18 protein-coding genes are annotated in these 22,749 nt (G+C 59.2%); 13 read left to right on the top strand and 5 right to left on the bottom strand.

What is annotated here, in order from left to right:
• Positions 1-8 precede the first annotated feature (8 nt).
• Both Q1A20_RS10010 and Q1A20_RS10015 read left to right on the top strand, forming a co-directional pair.
• On the top strand, positions 9-800 hold the full coding sequence (locus Q1A20_RS10010; protein WP_299407103.1) for a glutathione S-transferase C-terminal domain-containing protein: 792 nt from the start codon (positions 9-11) through the stop codon (positions 798-800).
• 954 nt (positions 801-1,754) lie between these two features.
• Positions 1,755-2,807: a hypothetical protein gene (locus Q1A20_RS10015; protein ID WP_299407106.1), complete on the top strand. Its 1,053-nt coding sequence runs from the start codon at positions 1,755-1,757 to the stop codon at positions 2,805-2,807.
• Positions 2,808-3,609: 802 nt separating this feature from the next.
• Here Q1A20_RS10015 and Q1A20_RS10020 read toward each other — a convergent pair.
• Together Q1A20_RS10020 and Q1A20_RS10025 are read right to left on the bottom strand one after the other, a co-directional pair.
• Entirely contained in the window at positions 3,610-3,888 is a 279-nt protein-coding gene (locus tag Q1A20_RS10020; RefSeq protein ID WP_299407108.1) for an acyl-CoA dehydrogenase family protein, read from the bottom strand.
• A complete protein-coding gene (locus Q1A20_RS10025; RefSeq protein ID WP_299407111.1) occupies positions 3,888-4,322 on the bottom strand; it encodes a hypothetical protein in 435 nt (144 codons plus the stop codon). The genes Q1A20_RS10020 and Q1A20_RS10025 overlap by 1 nt, the downstream gene beginning before the upstream one ends.
• Here Q1A20_RS10025 and Q1A20_RS10030 point away from each other — a divergent pair, their 5' ends adjacent.
• The 3 genes from Q1A20_RS10030 (at position 4,323) to Q1A20_RS10040 (ending at position 8,131) form a co-directional block, all read left to right on the top strand.
• Positions 4,323-4,691 carry a hypothetical protein gene (locus Q1A20_RS10030; protein ID WP_299916864.1) on the top strand — a complete coding sequence of 123 codons (369 nt, stop codon included), beginning with the start codon at positions 4,323-4,325 and terminating at the stop codon, positions 4,689-4,691.
• Between the two features lie 445 nt (positions 4,692-5,136).
• A complete protein-coding gene (locus Q1A20_RS10035) occupies positions 5,137-6,801 on the top strand; it encodes a peptidase domain-containing ABC transporter (RefSeq protein ID WP_299916865.1) in 1,665 nt (554 codons plus the stop codon).
• Positions 6,785-8,131 carry an HlyD family type I secretion periplasmic adaptor subunit gene (locus tag Q1A20_RS10040; RefSeq protein ID WP_299916866.1) on the top strand — a complete coding sequence of 449 codons (1,347 nt, stop codon included), beginning with the start codon at positions 6,785-6,787 and terminating at the stop codon, positions 8,129-8,131. The genes Q1A20_RS10035 and Q1A20_RS10040 overlap by 17 nt, the downstream gene beginning before the upstream one ends.
• A 13-nt stretch (positions 8,132-8,144) precedes the next feature.
• Here the strand turns inward: Q1A20_RS10040 and Q1A20_RS10045 are convergent, their stop codons facing one another.
• From Q1A20_RS10045 to Q1A20_RS10055, 3 genes are read right to left on the bottom strand one after another with little or no spacing between them, the layout of a single operon-like run.
• Positions 8,145-9,194 carry a hypothetical protein gene (locus Q1A20_RS10045; RefSeq protein WP_299916867.1) on the bottom strand — a complete coding sequence of 350 codons (1,050 nt, stop codon included), beginning with the start codon at positions 9,192-9,194 and terminating at the stop codon, positions 8,145-8,147.
• Positions 9,195-9,207: 13 nt separating this feature from the next.
• Positions 9,208-10,533, bottom strand: coding sequence for a toxin-activating lysine-acyltransferase (locus Q1A20_RS10050; RefSeq protein WP_299916868.1), 1,326 nt, complete (start codon positions 10,531-10,533; stop codon positions 9,208-9,210).
• Entirely contained in the window at positions 10,526-12,340 is a 1,815-nt protein-coding gene (locus Q1A20_RS10055) for a hypothetical protein (RefSeq protein ID WP_299916869.1), read from the bottom strand. Before Q1A20_RS10055 ends, Q1A20_RS10050 begins: the two co-directional genes overlap by 8 nt.
• 183 nt (positions 12,341-12,523) lie before the next feature.
• On the opposite strand from Q1A20_RS10055, the gene argS reads away from it, so the two are divergent.
• From argS to Q1A20_RS10095, 8 genes are all read left to right on the top strand, one after another.
• Complete coding sequence (argS, locus tag Q1A20_RS10060; protein WP_299407126.1) at positions 12,524-14,257, top strand: arginine--tRNA ligase; 1,734 nt, start codon at positions 12,524-12,526, stop codon at positions 14,255-14,257.
• Positions 14,258-14,418: 161 nt separating this feature from the next.
• Positions 14,419-14,571, top strand: a complete 153-nt coding sequence (locus tag Q1A20_RS10065; RefSeq protein ID WP_298972986.1) for a hypothetical protein — start codon at positions 14,419-14,421, stop codon at positions 14,569-14,571.
• Positions 14,572-14,692: 121 nt separating this feature from the next.
• Positions 14,693-15,961, top strand: coding sequence for a hypothetical protein (locus tag Q1A20_RS10070; protein ID WP_299407129.1), 1,269 nt, complete (start codon positions 14,693-14,695; stop codon positions 15,959-15,961).
• A gap of 84 nt (positions 15,962-16,045) precedes the next feature.
• Positions 16,046-18,031, top strand: coding sequence for an SPASM domain-containing protein (locus tag Q1A20_RS10075; RefSeq protein ID WP_299916870.1), 1,986 nt, complete (start codon positions 16,046-16,048; stop codon positions 18,029-18,031).
• An 8-nt stretch (positions 18,032-18,039) separates the two neighbouring features.
• Positions 18,040-19,254, top strand: a complete 1,215-nt coding sequence (locus Q1A20_RS10080; protein ID WP_299916871.1) for a glycosyltransferase — start codon at positions 18,040-18,042, stop codon at positions 19,252-19,254.
• A complete protein-coding gene (locus Q1A20_RS10085) occupies positions 19,251-20,285 on the top strand; it encodes a radical SAM protein (RefSeq protein WP_299916872.1) in 1,035 nt (344 codons plus the stop codon). Before Q1A20_RS10080 ends, Q1A20_RS10085 begins: the two co-directional genes overlap by 4 nt.
• Entirely contained in the window at positions 20,278-21,924 is a 1,647-nt protein-coding gene (locus tag Q1A20_RS10090) for a pyridoxal-dependent decarboxylase (RefSeq protein WP_299407139.1), read from the top strand. Before Q1A20_RS10085 ends, Q1A20_RS10090 begins: the two co-directional genes overlap by 8 nt.
• Positions 21,918-22,721, top strand: a complete 804-nt coding sequence (locus tag Q1A20_RS10095) for a hypothetical protein (RefSeq protein ID WP_299407141.1) — start codon at positions 21,918-21,920, stop codon at positions 22,719-22,721. The genes Q1A20_RS10090 and Q1A20_RS10095 overlap by 7 nt, the downstream gene beginning before the upstream one ends.
• Positions 22,722-22,749 lie beyond the last annotated feature (28 nt).

The raw sequence follows: 22,749 nt of genomic DNA on the forward strand, positions 1-22,749 counted from the left end.
GCGGCGGCATGGCAGGCAAACCTCTCCTCGTAACGCTTCTGCCATCGTCCGGGGTGGATCTTGGCCGCTGGCTCCTGGCCCATTACGGTGTCGACTACACCGAGCGGCCGCATGCGCCGATTTTTCATGTGCTGGCGCTGAAATCCTGGGGGCAGGGCAAGGATGACTATCCGCTCTTCGTGCATGCGGACGGCAAAACCAAGACCGCCGGTTGCCTGAAGATTGCCGAGCTCTTTGATCCGGATGCTCCGGCGGAACACCGGCTTTTGCCCGATGCCAAGGCCGAGCCGGACCACGCGCAGCAGGTCGATGATATTGTCAAATATGCCTACTGGACGCTGGGTGACGATGTGGTGAATTGGTCGTATTGGAACTTCCTCAAGCACAAATCGGTTGTCTGGCCCTCGCTCACGACAAGTGTGCCCTGGTATGAAAAGCTCACCTGCGCTTTGGCCTTCGGCACCATTCGCACGTTGATGTACAAGGGGCTCAAGCTGAACCAAGGCGTGGCGGATACGTCTTTGCAGAGCATCTATGACGGCTGGGACAAATTCGATGCCATGCTGGCCGACGGGCGCCGTTATCTGGTGGGGGACCGGTTGTCTTATGCAGATCTGGCGACGGCGGCGGCTTTGGGCCCGATGATCCTGGCGCAGGGATATCATGGGATGCTGCCCAACGAGGCCAAGTGCCCCGTTTTCATGCAGAAGGTCTATAAGGAGCTGCGCCAGCGTCCGACCGGCCTTTTTATCCAGCGCATTTACGACACCCACCGTCCCGCGCAACTGCTCTGCGTTTAGGGCTGCGATTACAACCGATGGCGTTGCCGGGCCGTATTGCCCGTGCAAAGGACGCAGTGGTCTCGGAGAGCTGGACAGTCGGTCAAGCCTTGTCCCAAAACCGCCAGTGACTTGTCCCTATATTCCGTTCTTGGGACTGGTGATTTGGGGCAGATCACTGGCCTCAGGGAAGAAGACGGCTGTACACCGCTCCAACGGCTCGGGAACATGATGTTCCGAAGCTCCCGGCCTTCACCCAACCGGCTGAAGGAGATCATGGAGAAGGGCACCCGCTAGTCCGTCGCTCCGAAGGAGCGAGCTTATTTCGAGTATGAATGACGGTTTGACGGAGCTCTTCTGCGGTCTGCCTCTCATGACATTGCTATTGCGATACCCTGCCTGCCAACGGGACCCTGCGCTTTGGGAATGTCAGGCTTTCCTTCTTAGCGAATACACGCATTCGCCTGCCGGGATCGTTTGAAAATGAGCTTGTCCGTTTCTAGCTCCGCGACGATCCTCTTCAGTCGAGCATTCTCGTTCTCCAGGCTCTTCATCTTCGACAACTGCGCACATCGCATCCCGCAAAAACGCTTGCGCCAGCTATAGCAGGTCACATCGCTGATCCTGACACTGCTGCACGCTGATGGTACCGCCGGAATTGGGGGCCATAGCGATGACTGCTGAGGCCCGTGCGTGCGGCGCGGAGCTGTCCCGATTGGGCTAGCGATGTCGGGACAGTTATAGGGTCTTTTTGGTCCTGCTTTGTAGTAGGATCGTTCATAGAGACGCAAATTTCCGCCACTTTTTATTACGCATTGACACAATAATTATGCTATAAATATCGGTATTTTGTGAGTTTTAGGATGACTGATCAATTTTAACGTGTATAGATAAGCGGAAATTTGCCGCCTGAATAATTCGTCCTAGCGGGGCGCCGCCTTCCTCTCTGATCCAGCTATCCCAAGTGCCCATGCCATGAAAAAGACCCATGTCCATAGCGGTATGTACGCGGCAGTCTTATCACAGGCGGTGGGGCGAGCTGTGTTGCTGTGGTGTGTGATCATCCTGGCCCTGGTCGTTTGGCTGTTTGGCATCGCTGACATCAGCGCGCGGGCCGATACGGTTGAGACCCAGAAGCTGATGTTTCAGTTTCAAAATACCCGTACGAAAAAGCTGGTTCTGCATCAGCCGGATCTGGTGGCCTTTCTGTCAGGGGCAGGATCCGGCGCGTTGAACGCCGATATTACCGACCATCGCGGTACCTTGACCTTTTCCAGCAGCGTTGATCGGCGTTTGTGGGCGCGGGTGAACGGGCGGTGGGGCGAGGACGGCCAACGCAAGGATAAATACGGCTTTGGCGCGATGGGTCTGCATGCCTATGTTAGGCCCAGCCTGATTGTCGGCGGTATGATAGAGGCGGACTATCTATCCCAAGCGGGCACCGTGTCCGACAAAGAGGGCCTGGGCGCGATGGCCGGACCCTATTTTCTGGCCCGGAATGCCAATCACCCCCTGTTTTTCGAGGGGCGTTTTTTGTACGGGCGGGCGTCCAACGGCGTACGGCTTTTAGGTGACAGCAAGGAGCGGCCGGACACCCGCCGTACTCTGGCGCAACTGAAGATGTCAGGCCAGCTTCGCTATGGCATCACGACTCTGATCCCGAGCATTCTGGCGTCATACGCGACGGACGATGTGTCACCGCGCGGAGGCGGATCGCTTCCGGAGCAGGGCATTCGGCTGCGCCAGATCAAGATGAGGTTGGGCTTTCGACACACGCTGCGTCAGATGAACGGAGCCCCTTTCACTCTGAATGGTGGCGGCGCGCTTTCGAGCACATCGACCCGCCGCTATGGCAGCGACGCTTTGGCGACGGTGAACCAACGCGATGGTCACGGTCGGGTGAATCTGGGCGTCAGCTATTTCACGCAGGCGGGTGGCGCGATTGTGATTGACAGCTTTGTGGATGGCCTGGGTGCATCTACCTCCCAGAATTATGGCCTGAAGGCTGCGTTCAATATCCGGTTTTGACCGGCCTGCTGCAGTGCTCGATGTTCGGGCAGGATTTGATTTTGAACGCCTCAATTGCGTCAAACCTCATGGGCGGAATAGGGCTCAGCCATCCTTTTCTGAGGTAGCAGCACCAAACAGACCCGCGAAGAACTGACCTCGTAGAGAGCCCCCTTAGTTGTTTGCACAGCAACCCTTCACTCGGCGATGGTTGCTGTCGGCCAACAGATACGCAAATCTCTTTCTACGAGTGGCGGATGGAAGGCGGACTGGTACTGACGATGTTCAAGGCGCTCCTGACTTCGTCCAAAGCCGATAACCTTGTTTTGAACGCCCAATTAGACCCAGAGGGCTTTAGGCTCTGGCCCGCCAAGGATCGATCAACAACGCATATTTAGGTCGTAACATGGACACGCAGGCGCGATTGCCAATCCACCAATCAGCACCCCAAAAGACCAAATGCGCTTGATCTTCTCCGCCTGAAAAGGTGGCTCATTCACTGTCGTAGAAACTAAAAAAAAAACCCCAAAGAATTGGGCGAAACCGCGCTTCGCGCAAAAGAATTCAGGCTTCCACAACTTGTCCACTCGCCGACCTCGGATGCGCCGCCGCATCTTCACCCATGGGGGTGACCGGCGTGCAACGGCCCAAACCAGATACTGATTGTGCCCGTTAGCGCCGCAATGCAGCTTAAACAAAGCGGATTTTGGCGCCTAGATTTCGCTATCTAATTCTCCTCGCCGCCAACCTCGCATCTTTGAGCTCAAAGAGCTCGCATCAATACAATTCAGCCACTTCTTGTGGCTAAATAGCATGCCTAGGCTCATTCAGCTGCAATGGGACCGGTATCCTCGTCGGCCTCACCAGACCCCTTTAACACCGGCAAGTCAGGTAAACTTGCCGCAAGTATCTGTAAAGCGCGGCCGATCACAACTCGGCCGATTTCCGTGGTTCCGTCCACGATTCGAAGCATCTGCGCCAGGCGGGACAGACGGTCCAGACCGTAGGGTTGCAACAGCCCCATGCCACCCAGAGCCTGCGCACAGGTGTTGGCCGCCTTCACTGCGGCGTCGGGCACAAACCGTTTGGCGTGTGCGGCCATCAGCGGCCCCTCCGGCGTGCCAAGCGCCTCGGCGGCTTACAATAGAGCAACCGGGAGACCTCGAGATCGGTCGCAACCTCGCCCAGAATCCACCGGGCGCCGTCCAGATAGATCAAGGTTGCGACCACCAAACATCTTGCAGTTCTTGGAACAGAACAGCACGCTATCCAGCGCGGCTCGCAACAGTCCGACGCAATCGAGACACGCGCGATGTCGATCGCCATGAGCGCGCCCTGAAAGCCCTGACCGATGGGCAGAAAGTTGTAAGACGGCGTGTCATACATCAGACCGAAGCTGATCCCCGGCGCATCAGCCGGAATGGCGCTCATGACCATGTCCTTGTGGCCGGGGGCGTCGCTGGTCTTCACGACGGTGAGATAGATGTCGGCCTCCCCGCAAGTCTGACCCAGGCTTTCGCACCCCTGATGGTCCATGTGCCATCGCCGTTGTTCGTGGCGCGGGTGTGCATCTACAATGGGCAGCTCAACCAGCGGCAGCGCGATGCAACCATGGTAGAGATCGCCGCCGGTATCGTTGCCGAAGAGCCGTCAGAAGATCAGCCGATGAATGAGCTTCGGGATTGGGCCATCGAGCGGCTCGTGATTCATGGTGGCCTAGGTGAGCAATCAGCGGCCGAATTGAGGGAAACCGCGCTTACGCGGTCACAGGTCGCCTTCGAGGTCGATCACCCCTTGCTGAAGCTTGTTCTCATGGATGTGCGCTGTCGACAGGCGCTGCAAGCAGTGGATTTCCGTCGTGAGAGCACAGGACTGAAGCCGGAACACAGACGTCGTAGCATCTGATACGTCTCAAAGATCGAAATGCGGGACTAAATGTGACTATAGAACAAGCCCGCTACGTCCGTTCTTAGCGAAGGACATTCACTCAGGCGCATGGATAAAGGGAGCTGCCCGCCGGGTCTGCACCATTGGTTTCTACCAGCTCCGATGGTCCTTGCCTTCGTTTCTTGATGACTACACTAGCCTGTTCCGGCGCATGGGTTAGCTTCGCTTCGGCCATAAAGTGATTCCACCCCGAGGGGTGTCAGGAATCCGGCCATTTCGCCTTGATGACTCATTGCCAATCGGCGCCCGTCCAGAAGACCTTGGCAGTTTCTGAGGGATCGGCGGGGAGCGGGACGTAAACACCCGTCGGGTGGCACAAATCCGCACAGAGCATCCAGCCCGCTATCTCTCTAAACTATCTATGGTAGCATCGGGAAGTTCTACATTGTCTAAGAGGGCGACCTTGGCGCAACCCGTGCAAGAAGTTTCATTGGCGTGGTTTACGCCAACCCTCCGGCGGTACCTCTTCTTCTTCATCGAACTCTTGCTGCTGGCGGCCTTCGTGCGCCTGCTTCGGCTGGTTGAACCCTTTATCTTTCAGGTGGTTATCGACCGTATTCTGCCGTTTCAGCGCGAAGCATCCCTCATTGTCATCGTCGTTATTTTCCTTGCGGTCACCGCCTTTCAGGTCGCATTTTCCCTGTTGTCGAATTTGGTGGGGCTGCGCTCTGCCAATCGCGTTACCTATGATCTGGGGCGCAAGATCATTCGCAGCCTGCTCACCCGGCCCTATGCGCATTTTCGTCAATGGGACGTGGGCGAGAATATTGCGCGGATCAATGAAACCGACACCATCCGGCATTTCCTTGTCGGCGCCAGCATTTCCGGCCTGCTCGATGTCAGCTTTGCGTTTCTCTATATCGCGGTGCTCTACACGCTGTCGCCGACGCTGACCGCCATCATCCTGATTTCCATGCCGGTTCAGGTGCTTGTCTATTTTTCCTTCGGCCCGATCCTGCGGCACGCGCTGCAGAACCGGTTCGATTCCGGTGCGCGGCATCAGTCAAATCTGGTGGAACGGATTTCGGGGATTTCCGTCCTCAAAGCCGTGGGCGCGGAAGAGGAAAGCTACCGACTGCTCAGTGGATCGTTGCGCCGGCGTCTGGTGGCCGATTATCGTGTCGGATATCTGCAGGCGGTCAACCTCAACATCGTGTTCGCCGTCAATCAGACGATCACCATTGCGATCATCTATGTGGGTGCCAATCTGGTCTTTGCGCAGGAACTGACGCTCGGCCAATTGATCGCCTTTCACCTGATCGCGTCGCGCGTGTCCGAACCGATCATCAATTTCTCGGCGATCTGGGAGGACTGGCAGAAGATCCGCATATCGCGGCGGCGTCTGGCTGACATCGTTCTGACCAAACCAGAACCGTTTGGGGAGCTGCCCCGTCTGCCGGATGTGGTCGAGCCGAGGCTTGACCTGGTTGATGTGACCTTTGGCTACGACCCGGCCAAGCCGGTGATCAAGAATTTCTCACTGCAGGTCGCGCCCTACAGCATGGCGTTGATCGTGGGGCCGTCGGGTGTTGGCAAATCGACCTTTGGCCGCTTGGCATCCGGCTTGGAGGTCCCAGACGACGGCAAAGTGGTTCTTGGCGGTCATGACATCGCGAAGTTCGATCCGCAAAGCGTGCGTGAAAACCTCGTCTACGTGCCGCAAACGACCTATCTCTTCAACGGCTCCATCCGTGACAATCTGCTGTTGGGACGCGACGATATCGACGAGGCGGAGATGTGGGCGGCCCTTGATGCTGCCAGCGCCGGTGATTTCATCCGTCAGATGGCGGGCGGGCTCGATGCCTCGGTGGGAGAGCGTGGCAGTGGTCTGTCCGGTGGTCAGAGCCAACGGGTTGCCATCGCCCGTGCCTTTCTGCGCGCGCCAAGGGTAATGATTCTGGATGAACCCACCAGCGCGCTCGATGGCGCCACCGAAGCCCATATCGCCGATACCCTTGATGCGTTGCGCGCGCGGATGTCGCTGATCGTTATCACGCATCGCCCCGAGATTTTCAGACAGCCCGACAAGGTGATCGACTTTGGAGGCGTCGATGAAAAGCTGGATTGAGCCTGAAACCGAAGGCGACAATCGCATTGCATCGGGGCTGGTGCATGTGACGATCTGGACATTGCTGCTTGCGCTTCTTGCGGCTTTTGCGCTGTCCTATTTCCTACGGGTAGAGATTGTCGCGCAGGGCGAAGGGCGGGTTGTGCCCGCCGGGCGCGTGCAGATCATACAGCCGGAATTCGACGGCAGCGTTGCGGCGATCCCCGTCAGCAACGGGCAGATCGTCCGGCGGGGGGATGTGCTGATTGCCCTCGACGATACCGCGATCAAGGCACAGCTGGGGATCCTGACACAGCAACGCCGCCGCCTGCTTGTCGAAACGGCGCGCATTGACACCGCACTGCTGATTCTGGCCGATCTGGTGCCTGCCGAACGGGATGCCGAAGTCGCGCGCGCCGCGATGCTTTATGAGGAAAAGATTACTGGTGAAAGCTCCGCATTCGCCCGCGAGCAAGCGGCATTGCTGGAGATCGAAATTCGACGTCTCGCCAATGAACTGGCGCGCATAGAGGCGGAGCTGGATGTCGCGACCCTGTCGCAGAGAGTAACAGAGACGCGGATCGAGAAGATTGACGGCGCCATCAGGATACAGGCCGACCGACTTGGCATGCAGCAAAGCCTGAATGATCGCGGGGTCGGCAGCAGGACCCGCTATCTGGATGAGCTGGACGAGTTGCGGCAGCTGGAGAAGGAGCGCGAGGTCCAAAGCAACCTGTTGGCGGTGGACGCGCGCAAACTGGCGCTGCTGCAGAGCGAGGAAGCTGTCGTAAGGGCCGATACCCATAATATTCTGCTGGCACGCCGCGCTGAAATCATCGCGCTGCTGGAAGAGTTGGGACAACGGGTCCTGGTTGAGCAACGCGCGCTTCAGGGCACGGAGGTACGCGCGCCGGTGGACGGGGTGGTCGATCAGCTGGGCATCTATACCATCGGCGGTGTGGTTGCGCCGGGACAGGAGCTGATGCGCATTGTGCCTGAAGACCAGCCCGTGGAAATCGAGGCCCGCTTTCAGAACTCCGACATCGGTCGACTGGTGCCGGATCTGGCGGCGAATATCAAACTGGCGGCCTATCCCTCCGAGCGATACGGCTATCTCTCGGGCACGGTGGCCAGCGTGTCCGCGGATGCGGTGGAATTCACACCGGGCGAGCTGGCCTTTACCGCCAAGATTGTCCCCGGCGCGCGGTATCTGGAGCAAAACGGGCAACGTCACCCCATCAAACCCGGCATGACCGCGCAGGTGGATGTGATCACTGGCGAGCGGCGATTGATCAGCTACTTCTTCGAACCTGTCTTACGCGTGTTTCAGAACAGTCTTCGCGAGCAGTAATGTGGCTCCGTCTTCACGCACAGGGTCGCAGGTCGCGCATGGCGCGCGCGAACCCGCCCGCGTCCTGTTCGATCTGCCGAAAGCAGAGCTCCGCAAAAATATCCAGACACCGAATTTCATCAGCGCTCAAATGATGTTCGACCTCAATCGACTGGGCAACCGGAAGGGCGGTTTTCTGCATCTGTTCAAAGGCGCTGACCATCGGGGCGCCTTTGAAAAAGGCTTCGTCCGTGCGTGCCGCGTCGTCCGAAAACGTCGTCGCGATGCGTTCCGCAAGCTTGACATCAAGCGCCAACGCGGTCCGATGTTGACGCGGGCGGGCCGCCAGCAGGGATGGGATGTTCCAGCCGAAGGCATCCGCGCCTGGGACCTTTTTGTCGCCCGTTCGGGCGCGCCAATTTTTATGAATGTGCCGCAGCATAGCCAGATCTTCCAGACATAACCCCTCATTCTCGCGTTGCGGCATCGCCCGAAGATCGGGCGCGTCGAAGGCCGTCTCAAAAAAGTCCCGCACAACGCAACCCGCTGTCAGATCTGCACTGCTGAAGGGCCGCAGGATGAACCGGTCTCCGAAAACGGCGCGCCATTTGCCAAAGCGCGGCGCGTAGAAAAGATCGCCGCGCCGGGTGAGATGATCAAGAAAGTCGGGCAGGCTGCCGGTGTAATCACCTTTCTTGATGTTCTCGGCGTATCCCGACAACAGCCGTGCGCCATGGGGACGCACGTAGGCGATCACCGTCAGACCCGGCAGCCATTGCGCCAGATACCGCTCCAGATAGCTGGCAAGCACTTCAGGATCGACAAATTCAGCCATCTCCGCAGAGATGACGGCGACCTCGGCTTTGGCGCCAGCCAGCGTCCGCGCGGCGTCGGCAAAGACCTGGTCGGCCGAGCAGGCGTCAATGGGATCCAGCAGCGGGTCGACCAGAAAATTATGGTTCACCCGCGCCCCGTAAAAAAGAGAGGGGGCTGCACTTTCGGCCTCCGCGGCCCGCAGCGCGGCCTGGATTGAGGTGGTGCCGGTTTTGCAATCGCCCACATGCAGGATCAAACGATTTACCATCGGCGGCGGCAACTCATACTCGTGCCAGCGAAATGTTCCGGACCCGTCGGGCCGAACCATCGGCGTTGCGGACAATGGCCAGAATACGGTCTGAGTTTTTGAACAGTGGCATCGTATGCATGTGCCGGAGCAGGGCGCGTGTGTGGTGCTTTTCGCTATAGAAATCGTTGACAAAGAGGCGCGACCCCGCCCGCCATTCATGCAGATCGAGGGCGCGTCCACAGCCCACCACATCATCGGCCACCGGCGTCGACAGAAAAGCCCAGCTGAAGATGGCGGGGACAGCGCGGCCCTGGCCCGGGCTGAGATAACATTGGCGCAGGATCAGCGGTGGCAGTACCTCGCGCCGGAAAAAGGAATGAAATTTGAGGTGACGGTGATAGCTCGACCGGCTGTAGGCTGCGAGGCAATCGGCCAGCTCCACAAAGACCCGGCGCCAGGCAAAAACCTCGCCTGCCGCAATCGGTGCAATACTGGACTGATCGCCAAGTGCGGCGAGATAGCTGGCGTTGTCCTTGCCCAGCAGCTCGGTGGCGGCCTCCGCGACGCTGACGTCCGGCCCCCCGGTACAGAGCCGGTGGAGGATTTCGCGGCCCAGGGTCTGATCCGAGCGTGTGGTGTCAGCGTGGTCGAAAATTCTAGCCATCCATCGATCCAAATACCTCTTTGCATGGTCATGAACCGCCTCAAGCGTCATGGGGTCCTGCTTCAGCAGATCCGGCAGGTCGGCCAGTGTCAGCCCCTGTCGCAGTTCCAGCGCGCAACAGCGCGCGATGGGATAGAGCGCATCGGGGTTCAACTCCGATGCTTGACCGAGCATGAGCTGTAGATCAGTGTTGCGCGGTCCCAGATAGAGGCCGTTGTAATAGGCCGCCTCCAGCCATGTTCTGCCTTCAGCAGATAAGGCGCCCGTCTCGACCAGATGATCGGCAAAAAGCAACTCGCCGACAAAGGCAACGACCTCGCGCCAGAGCGTGGGGGATCTGTCGTAGGCAGGCTGCATCATGTGCAGGCCATGGGTGACCTCGTGAGCGAGCAATATGAGGTGTCGCCATTTCGTCGCTTTGGGTGCACGTATTACGACGTGCCCGTCACGTAGTCGGGTATTTGCCCGATCTAATGCGTCAGGGGTGTGCTGAAATTCGATTACCTTGCCGAGTTGACCTGTACATTCGGCTAATGCGCCGCCTGCCGCAGCGAAATGGGTCAGTAGAAGCGTCCCTGCGTCGCCAAAATCCTGATTCGTATCTTCCCAGGGCGGCGCGTAGGAGATCTCGTAATAGGCGACATCAATTTGCCGGGACAGCTGGTCCAATTGGGTGTGAAACGGCTCAGTCATCCGCATCGATTGCCGGTGGGGGGGCGAAAGGGTCAGGCAGGCTGATTTCATTGCAGAGCTGTGTGATGTCACGGGCCAGATGGTCACCGGAACAGGCCGCATTCTGTCCACCTTCGCGCAAGTAAAGCGCGCGATCCAGCAGGTAACGCAATCGGGAAGCCAAAGGGCCGGGCACCTGCGCAAGCTGTTCCTGCGCCCTTGCGTCTGTCCCGCCGTACCGGGCTGCGGCCCGCGCCAGCGTGGAGCGCGCCGCCTTGAAAAGATAGCTTGCCGTCTGCTTTTCAGCGGGCGGCGCGAGGGCTTCGTAAAGGCTCAGGCCTTCCCACCAGGATGTCGCATCGGGCAGTGCCTTCAAAAGCCAAGACGGTCGTGACCCGCCAGCACCGGGCATGCGCAATTGCGACCATTCATTGGCGTCGCGTGAATGTCCGGTCGGTCCGGTCAGGTCCGGCTCTGTCGGGCGTGCTTGCGATCCCTCAGCGGGCACGTCAAGCAGGTCCAGCATGTCGCATAGCAACGCTTCCCGACCGGGATGACCCTCGGGGCGATCAACGGATGAAAATTCGAAATCCACGTCGCTTTGCCGCGACATCACCGCCTGACCGGCAGAGCCGCGCAAGAGCAGATCGGCCTGCGGCAGAAACGGCAATGCAAAACCAATCGCCGCCGTCAGCTGGATCAGCAGCCGGTCCATAGAGGCCGATCTGTCCACCGCGGCCTGCCAGCCTGTCGCGGCTGAAAGCGCGGCATATTCGGCATGGCATTTGCCGAGTTTTCTGCTGTGATCCCGCGTCAAGCCGTCCAGAATGCACAGCAACAGCGCGCGCTGTTCTGTGCGTCCAAAGCCCTTCCCGAACGATTTGATCCTTGCGGAGAGATCTGCGTTCAAGCGGGCGAAGTCATCTACATTCTCACGACGCAGGCACGCCATCGCAAAGGTCACAAAGACCGAGACGGGCTGCGGCAGATGTTCGTCCAGAAAGTGCCCGACGTCCATCGGGGTCATTTCGCCATCGGGTCGGTTCGCCAGCGGACTTTCCGCCACAATGGTGGCGTCGTCGCTCAACCCCAGCAGCGTGTCCAGATCGCAACAGCCATCCGCCAGCCTTACAAAGCACCTTTCGAAGTCATCGATATCATTGGGCGAGGTGGTCGCAGGGATCGGCGTGGACGCAATGCAGCGGTCAAGCGGACCGTCACTTGGAAAGCGCTGCAGCCAATTCAACCGCCACTTCAGCCGGATGCATCGCCGCACGGTCGCGCAGGGTTCATCGTGGAAAAAAGTATCTTCCAGATCAATGAGATGCAGTTTTTTGCGGGCGCTGTCCAAGATCAGGTTGCGCGGTGCGAACCCCTTCCATTCGACCCCCGTCTTGCGCAATGTTGTGATCATTTCGACCATGAGCTGCGCCAGATCGGGCGTCACCACATCCTTGCCTGCCTGATGCAACGTCGGGCCGAGATCCGGGGCCGTCAGCGCAAGCCGCCCATCCGCAAGCGGCACCACTTCGGGCACGCAAACGCAAAGCTGCCAACCGCCAAGATGCAGACCGTTAAGCCGCGCTGCAGCCTCCCGAGCGTTGTGAAATTCCATCAGCGCTTTGTGAGCGGCACCGGCCTTCGCAACTCGGGTCACACCATCGTATTGGAAGTGTCGAAACCGGTCGTCCGTGCCGAAGACATCCGTGTCCCGCACGCACTGAAAATGCGCGCCCTTTGCCTCGAAGGCGGCGATTACATGATGCGCGAGATGGGAGTTTTGCGCAGCGGAGACTGCATTGGCAAAAATGTAATCCCTATGAAACACGGTGAGACGCTAGCTCCGACAGAATTGACCAGCGGACTATGGCCCGCGCCCCAGAACGGATCAAGCTGACCGATCCGCGTTCAGCGGTCATCCGCTTCCGGGTGGTGATCGCAGCATGCAACCGCTAATTTTGTTAGGCCTTGCGTCTGCAGGACGTTCCTCATAATTGGAGGCGATATCAACATGGACGATGACCTCAGCATGACCTCCCTTCTGCGCCGTATTGATGCAATCTGCCGCGACGCGTTTGGCGCCGCCGGGTATGATCCGGCCTCCGGTGAGGTGCGCCTGTCCGACCGGCCCGACCTTGCCGACTTCCAATGCAGCGGTCTGTTGCGTGTCGCCAAGCAGCACAAACTGAACCCGCAAATCGCGGCGGATGCAGTCATGGGGCATCTGGCGGACAACGACCTTTTTTCGGTCGAATTTGCACGACCGGGGTTTCTGAATTTCACCGTGTCTGATGCATCTCTCATCGCGCAGGTGGCGCGGGCGCTTGACGATCCGGAAGCCTTCTTGCGGCGCAATGACGATCCGCAGCGGTTTTTGCTCGATTATGGCGGGCCAAACCTGGCCAAGGAAATGCACGTGGGGCATCTGCGGTCATGCATTGTGGGGCAAGCACTAAAGACGGTGCTGTCTTTTGCCGGTCACCACACGATCAGCGATGTGCATCTTGGCGATTGGGGCCTGCAGATGGGTCAGTTGATCAGCCAGATTGCCGACGAACGCCCGCAGTTGTTGCAGGGGGAGGGCACCCTCGCCATGGCCGATCTGCAGGAGTGGTATCCGCGCGCCTCCGCCCGTTCGAAAGACGACACGGCCTTTCGTGAGCGTGCCAGATCCGCGACCGCCATGTTGCAGGCGGGCAAACCGGAATACGTCGCCCTGTGGCAGAAGGTTGTTGAGACCAGCAATGCATGCCTGCAGCGCGATTATGGCCGGTTGGGCGTTTCCTTCGACCAGTGGTATGGCGAAAGCCGGTATCAGGCAGCGCTGGACGGGTTGGTGGCGCGGCTGGTCGAAGAGGGCAAGGCCGAGCCGAGCGATGGTGCGATTGTGGTTCACCTGCCGGAGGCAGAGAAGCTGCCGCCGCTCATCCTGCGCAACAGCAACGGTGGATACGGCTACGGCGCGACGGATCTCGCGACCATCGAGGACCGGATCGAACAGGATCACCCGGACATTATCCTCTATGTCGTCGATGCCCGTCAGAAGATGCATTTCCGCCAGGTTTTCGGCGCCGCAGACCAATGCGGTATCCTGGGTGACACACGGGCGGAACACATTCCTTTCGGGACAGTGAACGGCACCGATGGGAAGCCCTTCAAAACCCGCGCCGGCGGTGTCATGCGGCTGCACGATCTGCTGGAAACGATGAACAGGGCCGCGCGAGACCGGTTGGAGGCGGCCGGTTCGGTCCCGACCGAAGATCATGCCGCGGTTGCTGAAGACATCGCCGTGGCTGCCATCAAATTCGGCGAGCTGTCCCATGACCGTGAAAGCAATTACGTCTTCGACATCGACCAGTTCCTGCAATTCGAGGGCAAAACCGGCCCCTACATACAATATTCCTGTGTGCGGGTCAGAACCCTGCTGGAAAACGCGGCCAAGGACGGATTGCAACCCGGCGCGCCAACCACAATGGGCACTGGCGGGCGCGAACTTGTCTTGTGCCTTGATGAATTTGCGGCCCAGCTCAACCGCACGATTGAGGCGCGCAAACCGAGCTTTCTCGCCAATCACGTCTACAAACTGGCCAATCGCACCAACAGCTTTTATCAGGCCAACCGCGTGCTGTCGGAAGGCGTCGCACCCGCTGCGGCGGCCTCGCATCTGGCGCTGTTGCGGGTGGCGATGCAGCAGATCGAACTGTGCCTGCGGCTGCTCGGCATTAATGTGCCGAAAGCGATGTAGCGCTCATGAGATATTCAATCCTGGCGTGAATCTGCTACCGCTTCATAGCGGCGGCGCGTTTCGTTGACAGGTCTCCATTCCGAATGCTCGACTTCACGGGTGCCGCGCTTAATTCTTTGGGCGGCACGCTACACCTGTACCTATCAATATGGAGAGAGTGCATGAAGAAGACTTCAGAACTTAAAACTCTGCTGAAGGAAATGGAGTACCACAAAACCAGTGTCGTCCATGGTGGCGGCGGTGGCGGTGGCGGCGGCGGTGGAGGTGGCGGCTATAGCCCAACCAATCCCGTTGGCGGCGAAGACGTGGCCTGATTTCGATAGGCTGTCGAAAACCTGAAGCACACGCTTTGGGTTTGAAATCAAGAAGGGCCATTCTTCCGTCCTTCTTGGTTTTTAATCAATGAGTTAATTCACCCTCCGAAGGGGTCGATATATGAGTGTCCTGACGCATATTGATGATGCGGCTGCCGCAGATTTGCGGGATGTCGAAACTGATTTCGGGCCGATTCTCAATTTCAGAAACCATGTCTTCGAAGAGGAAATGTCGCTCTTGAAGGGCGCGCGGTTCATCTGGACAGCAGATGATATTTGCCCTGATCAAGTGCCACTCAACCAGCTGGCAGTCATTTCCAAGGGCATGCTGGCGCGCAACACGGTCTGTAAACCAACGGTTTCTCAGGCCAGGCGCCATGTGCTGCGACCGACCGATTACGGGCGCGCGGCGATCGTCAATATCGACTGTGCAAGCCCACCAGAAGCATGGAATTTTCACAACCATAGGGTGATCGACATCAAGGGTGTCGGTGTCCTTCCGGACAGGCGCGCCAGCCGTGCGCGGCATGCTTCCGGGGTGCTGCGCCTGGACGAGGCCGTGTTGGAAGTGCTGGTGTCTGAGTATCTGCACCGGGTCGCGCAGAGGCATGATCTGGGCTTTGCGCCTAATCGGCCTTTGGCGGTTCTGGATGCCGGTTTCAAGACCCGAAGTCTGGCGGAGCTGCGCGGCAAGCCGATGACGACTGCCACGCTGTTGGCGCGCCCTCTGTGCAAACGCCCCAAACAGGATCTGCCCTTCATCGAGGACACCGACCATGTGGCCGAACTTCTGCAGGTCGAGCTGTCATTGATCGGCGTTGGTCTCACGACCATGAGCTATATGTCTTATGCGCTCGAACGCGTTACCCCTGACGCCATCATCACGCGTGTGATGGGCAAACCGCGCCTGCGGCGCCGCGACGAAGTGCCGAACTTCGCCTTTCTTGAAAAGCTGCTGGACGGTCGGAAGAGACGGTTGTTCCGATATCCCAATGTCCAGACCGGACGCGCGCGCGACACTGATGCGGTCATGCTGATAGATCTGGGTGGCATTGATCTGGCGATTGAAGATGACATGCAATGGCTGCTGCGCGCCCATCATTGCGAATTCCAGATTGCCACGCTGAACCAGGACGTTCTGCGCAATGCGCTTGCAGCCAGCGCACCAGCGCGTGCCGCATTGACGGCAGTCACCCGTGAGATGGCGGACCAGCACCGGACAGACCTGCGCCGATTAGGCTGCCGCTTTGCACCAAACTGGGGCGGAGAGCTGGAGTTGATCTCTGCCGGGATCGCTTATCGGTATGACACGACCGGAGGCTCCATCGGGGCCGTGATCGAGACCACCGCGGAACGCATGGCGCAGGCCGTTGGGCCGCATCTTTCTTGAGAAGACAGAAATTCCGACAGAGCGCAGGTCGCCCGGCCCGCCTCTCACAAAAAAGACAACTGACCAGATCTGGGAGAGACATAAGTGAAAGACGCAAATGATATTCCCGTCCTTGGCCATCACCTGCAAAGCGGCCATTGGTTCGACACCCTCAGCGGCACCATCATGCGCGATGCCCTTATCCGGGACGATCTGCCAGACCCACCGGAATCCTTGCCCTATAAGGAGACCTTTCCGCAGTTGCAGCTGTCACTGACCTATGCCTGCAACATGGAGTGCAGCTACTGCTCTTTCAGGGCGCGGATGAATGCCGATGGCCGTCCGCTGAACATGAAGAAAAGCACGGCACTTGATGCTGTCGACTTCTTCGTCGAGGAAATCGCGGGGAAGACCCGACACGCCCGGATCGATTTCGGTCTGACCGGCGAGACTTTTCTGCGTCACAAGATGCACGCGGACCTGAGGGAGAAAATTCGCGCGCGCACCGCGCCTCTGCCCCTGCGGTCGGTCAGCGTGGGTCCCAACACCACCAATGGCACCCTGTCGGATGATATCGGCCTGGAGGCGGCAATGGGCCCGCCGCAGGACATCAGCTGCGATGGTCCGCGTGAGGTACATGACGCGGTACGCCCATATGTGGACGGTCGGGGCACCTATGATGAACTGGTGCCGCTCATCGACAAGGTGCTGGCACGGCATCCCGATATCGGCGCAACGGCGGTGATCACCCACCGCTGTACCGATATCACGCTGGTTTTCCGACACCTCTATGAGGAGCTTGGCTTTCGGTCGATTTACATCAAACCGGTCAATCTGCCGCCTGACGATCCGGACGGGCTAAACCCTGAGACCGTCGATGATTTTTGCCGGGGATACACGGATTTCGTTGACTTTCTGCTGGCCGCTCCGACGGAGGACAGATTGCGCTACCTCGCCGCGCTCAATGGCGAGGACTTCTTCATGCGCTTCTTCCTGCGCGTCGTGAAGCGGACGCGTAACATCTATCGCTGTGGCGCGGGCAAGAGCGGTGCCTATGTCGACACCGACGGCAATCTCTTTCCCTGCGCGCATTTCATCGGAAAGAAAGGCCATGAGATCGGCACCGTCCAAGATGGGTTTGATGAAGAGAAAAGAGATGCCTACCGCGCACTGACGGTCGATTCCCGCGAGCCCTGCCGGTCGTGCTGGGCGAAATATGTCTGCGGCGGCGGATGTTATTATCAGGCCGTTCTGGCCAATGGCGCGATTGACGCCCCCGACGCGGCAAAATGCCAGCTGATCCGCCATCTGGTGAGCGAGGCCCTGCGGCTTTACGAGCATCTGGCCATCAAGGCGCCGGATACGCTGGCGGCGCTGGATATCCCCTTTCACCTGCCGGTCGAACGGCTGTCCGTTTCCGAGCATGATCCCTACCATCCCGCTGCGCGACTGCGTCCCGGTACAGGCGAGACAAACCTGATGACACGCCACCACCTGCGCGGCGCGCTCGCAGGTCAGGATGAAGCGCTGAACCTGCGGTTTGCTCAGAAAGACGGCCGGTTGAACCTGCAATTCGACGCTGCAGGAGCAGGGCAACTGGATCAGATCGAGATTTGGCTGGTCGATCTGACGAATGATCCTGTGCTGATGGCTGATCTGCCCGCTTTCTCCCGCGATGTTTTCGGCCGTAGACTGTTCTGGTCGGGGGGGGATCAGTTTCGGCTGACGATACCGCCAATGGACGGGGCGTTCCGCGCCGTTCCCTATGCTGAACCGACCGAGATACCGGTGGCGGCGGAGAGCGCCAGGCCACTGGGACCTTGGGCGGTATCGCTTGATTTGCCCGCCTTGTTGGATGGGGCAGAGGGTGCGATCGGTCTGAACATGACAGTTCATTTGAAGGATGGCCGCACGGTGGACCTCATTCGTGCAGAACCCTTCGCGGTACTGGACGGGCTGCGGGACGGACCCCTGGCGCTGGAGGCTCCCCTTTGGCGATTGCCGCAGGATCGTGAAACGTTGAATGCCAGCCCCTATGTGGACATGGTTTCGCTCACGGAATGGCGCGGCCTGCAGCAAAACGTTTGTTAGGGCGTGGGATGCGTATCCTGATCGTCTCACATCGATTTCCACGCCATTCCATTGGGGGGACGGAGATACTCGCCAATGACACGGCCTTCGCATTGCAGCATCGGGGGCACCAGGTCGTGTGGCTTGCAGCAGGCCCCGATGCCACCTGCGCCCCGTCGCGGCGCCACCGCCCCGATGGGATCGAGGAATGGGAAATACCGGCTGAAAACACGCCCGGCTACCCCTTGGACTGGCGCCGGATGGAGGCCGTGCAAAAGGACCGTGCCGCGCGTTGTCTGCAACGATTTGGCGACGGTCGCAGCTTTGACGCGGTGCATCTGTTTCACTTCGCGCGGATCGGGCTGCGGTTTCTGGAGCTGGAGGCATTGGCGCAGGTGCCGCTGTTTGTAACGCTGACGGATTACACCGCAGTCTGTCCGGACTATCAGCTGCGCAATCAGGTGACGGGCGAGATCTGCAGCGGCGATGTCGCGCCACAGACCTGCCTCGCCTGCCTCGGGTCCAATGACAAAACCACCGCCGCAGAACGCCAGATTGTCGACTGGCGTCAGCGCAATATCGGGGTCCTGTCAAAGAGACCTGCGGGCATCTACGTGCAGACACCGCATCAAAGGCGGGTTCTGGAGGGGTTTTCCGTTCCGGCCTGCGCATTTCGGCAGGACCGCGCCGCGTATCGTGTCGAACCGGATTGGCATAACGACGGCCCACGCCCGGATGGTAGCTATACCTTTGGCTACATCGGGCGGGCTTCCGAAGAGAAAGGTATTGGCGTTGCGCAGGCCGCATTCCGGGCGCTTTTCGAGACAGATACGAGGTCTCGTTTGCGGCTGATCACAGATCGCGATGCCCCGGACACCGCCGACAAGGAGCGTGCAGGGATCGACTGGCGAGGGCCGGTGCCGCATGACCAGATCGGGCGAGAGTTGCGCGGGATGGATTGCCTGCTGATCCCCAGTCTCTGGCTCGAAAATCACCCCACCATCCTGACCTATGCGTTGGAAGCCGGGCTTCAGGTCATTTGTTCCGAGGTGGCCTCGCTCACGCATCTGCGGGGCCTCGCAAACCTGCATTTTGCGGCACCTGGTGATGTGGCCGCGTGGCGCGATTGCATGACCCGGGTCCGCGATCAGCATCCGCAGCGCCGCGCCACGCCGTCCGGGCTGCCCGCTTTCAAGACCCTCATCACCGACATCGAAACCGCTTACCGGAAGGCATCAATATGAACCAGATCAAGCCAGTCGCTCATCCGCGTGATTTCATCGTCCCCAACGAGCTGGACCGCTATGGCATTACACCGGGTCGGGCGAACGATCTGACGTATCTGCAGGTGGAACTGACCGACAAGTGCAACCTGACCTGCGCCAGTTGCCCCCGGGCCGTTACTCCGTCCAGCCGGGATATTCTGAGCGTGGCCCAGTTTCAGGACATCCTGACCTCCACCCCGAGCATCCGGCAGGTCTCCTTCGTCGGTAGCGGCGAGGCCTTCATGCTGAAAAATTTCGCAGACTATGTCGCAACCTGCACGACACGGGACATTTTTTCGTCAGTCAACACAAATGGCGTGCTAATCCAGCACCGTTTGCGGGAGGCTGTGGACGCGGGTCTGGGCAAGGTGGCGATCAGCGTCGATGCAGCGGACGAGTTGTTGATGCAGATCCGCTCCGGCCTGACGCGGGAAAAGCTGGAGGAGGCGATGCGGCTTGCCGCACAGATCGTCGAAGGCACGCCCACGCGCCTCTCCGCTGCGGTGACCCTGGGCAAGGGCAATCTGCATCAGTTCGCGCAGACCATGCAGTTCATCGCGGAAACCTCGATCAGGGAGGTGACGGTAGAAAGCATGCATCATTGGGCAGATGACAAATCTCTGAACGATCAGTCCCTGTTCCACGGTGATCCTGAAAAGACCATTGCGCTGATCGAGGATGGTCTGACCGTGGCTCAACACCTTGGGCTCGATGTTGAAATCTTCGACTACACCAGAATTGGCGATCCGAAAATGCAGCTGCCCATGCATTGCGCCTGGCCGTGGGATGCGACCTTTGTCACCTGTAAAGGGGAGGTGACCCCCTGTTGCATCAACCTCGAAGCTTCCGACAGCAACCGGCTGGGGCGGTTGTCTGACGCATCTCTGCCTGAAATCTGGCAGGGCGAGACCTATCAGCGGTTCAGGCGGGACAGCTTCGAAGGCCGCGACTGGTCTTTCTGCTCCGACTGCGTTTACCGGATGGAGTTCGGAGTGCCGTTCCATGAATGATCTGGATCAAGCGGTACTCTACGGCACGCCCACCGAGAGCCAGGAGGCGTTTCTGACCCGCGCGCTGGAACTGGGCATGGCCTTCATTGAGGGCAGCGCGCGCGGCGGCAAGGTGCTTGAATATCAGAGCGAAGACGTGATGCGCCAATATCTTGCACAGCCCTTGCCCCGACAGGGGATGTCGCTGGATGGGCTGATGGCAGAACTGGAAACCAACGTGGTGCGGACGTCGGTCGCCCAAAGCGATCTGCGGTATCTGGCCTTTCCCGATACCGGTAATGCGGTTGCAGGCCTTGGCGCCGATATCCTCTGCACTTTCTTGAATCAGAACCTCATCGCCTATGACCGCAGCGCGCCCTCGGGCATGTTCATCGAAATGGAACTGATCCAGTGGCTGCGTGAGCTGGTCGGGTTTTCCCACCTCCCCATCGATACGCCGAACCTGACCCTGGCTGATGTGGGCGGGCTCTGGACCTCTGGTGGCAACATGTCGAACCATGTCGCCGTGCTTGTGGCGCTGCACGCGAAATTTCCGCAGATCAAGCAGCATGGCTTGCGCAGCCTGCGTAAAAAGCCGGTGATCATTCTGGCCAAGGGGATCGAGCATTTCTCGTTTTCCAGTGCGGCCCTGTCTTTGGGGTTGGGACAGGACAGTCTGGTCTGGACGCAAGCCAATAGCGATTACACCACCGACCCCGACGCCCTGCAGCAGACCATTGCCGAGCTTGACGACGACTGCGAACCCTTCATGGTCGTCAGCGTCGCGGGAAACTGCCGGACGACCGGCCTGGACGACATTAGTGCGATGCGGCGGATCTGCGATGACAATGATCTGTGGCTGCATGTGGATGCCTGTCACGGCGGAAATCTGTTGTTTTCTGACAAGATGCGCGCCCGGCTCAGCGGGATCGAGCATGCGCAATCGGTATCGCTCGATCCACACAAGGGGCTGTTTGTCGGATACCCCTGCAGCTATGTCTTGTTCAAGGACCCCGCCGCGCTGGAGTTCATTTGCCGCTATCCGGACAAGTTTCGCGATCCGTCCTGTCTGGATCTGGGACTGATCATGCCCTTCTATGGCTCGCGCGGCTTTCATTCCCTGAAACTCTGGGCGCTGATCAAACATCTGGGAGTAGAGGGTATCGGCGCGCTTGTCGAAAGGCGGCAGGCGCTGAACGACCGGTTGGTGCGGCGCCTTAACAAATGCGGCTGGTTTCAATTGCTCAATGACGGCAGTTTTTACCGGACGGCTTTCGTTTTTTACCCGCAGGATGTGCGGCGGTGCGTGGAAGCGGAGGGCATGCATGTGACCGCCGCCGACCCAATCCGGGCGTTGATCAACAAATACACCCAGATCGTCTCAGACCAGCTTTACCAGAGCGGAGAGGTTGTCTTTGATGCCTTTTCGCTGGGGGATCTGGACAATCGTCTGAACCTGGGCACGGCGGATAAATACGTGGCGATGGCCATGGCGGTTGGTCATCCTTCGATCCCCGTGACCAAGGAGAATGCCATCTTTGACACCATTGACCGGATTGTTGCGCCGGTTGCTCGCGACATGGTGCAGGAGCTTTTCCGGTTGGCACCGCGTGAGGCCTGCAACGCGCCTGTTTCATCGAAAGGACCTGCGGGATGGTAGTGCAAACCTGGCCTGAATTTACGATCAACTTCATCTGTCATGATGAGATCGAGATCCTGTGCAAAACGCTGCCGCACAATCTGGCGCAGCTCTGTGCGGGAACAAAACGCGGTTATGACGTCATCCTGACCGTTGACGGTGTCGAGGCGGCGCCGCGCGACGCGTTCCTGCAGCTGGCAGAGGCGCATGGCGTCGACGAGGTCAGGCTCCGGAAGCGGCAGTCCAATTGCGCTTCAGGCGATGGGGCGAACAACGGTCATCTGCACGCTTTCAGCGACAAAACCCGGTATCTTTTGACCATAGAGGCCGATATCGCCTTTTTCCGAACCGATCCTGATTTCGACCCGCTTGACGCCTTTGTGCAGTTTTTCGAGCGCCACCCCAAGCGCCCGTTGATCCACCAGATGGACGATCATGACTGCTGGGTCTGGAAGCTTGAAAAAGCGGCAAAGGATGTGGAGGCCGGGGTCTGGTCGGTCAACCGGGTCGCGTCGCATTTCCTTGTCTATGACACCCTTGGTGCGCGGCAGGTAAAGGGATTTCCCGATCTTGGTGTCTATCATGATAGCCAGACCGCCTGGTTCAACTTCGAAGACGAGTTGTCACAGCTCTTTGCTGAACCGGCGGGGCCGGGGATTGCCTTCCCGACAGACTGGCCCATGCGGGTCTATCATTGCGACCGAAAGCTGCAGGAAGGCAGCGCACATTACTGCAAATCAGCTGACGTAAAGCTCCAGGTTTTTGAGCAGCGCGTCAAAGAGGTGGCCGCCCTGACCCGGCGACCGGCGGCGGAATGAGCCCCCGGATTCCCCCGACGCTCCGGGG

It is taken from the genome of uncultured Roseobacter sp., from assembly GCF_947501835.1.
Lineage (GTDB): Bacteria > Pseudomonadota > Alphaproteobacteria > Rhodobacterales > Rhodobacteraceae > Roseobacter.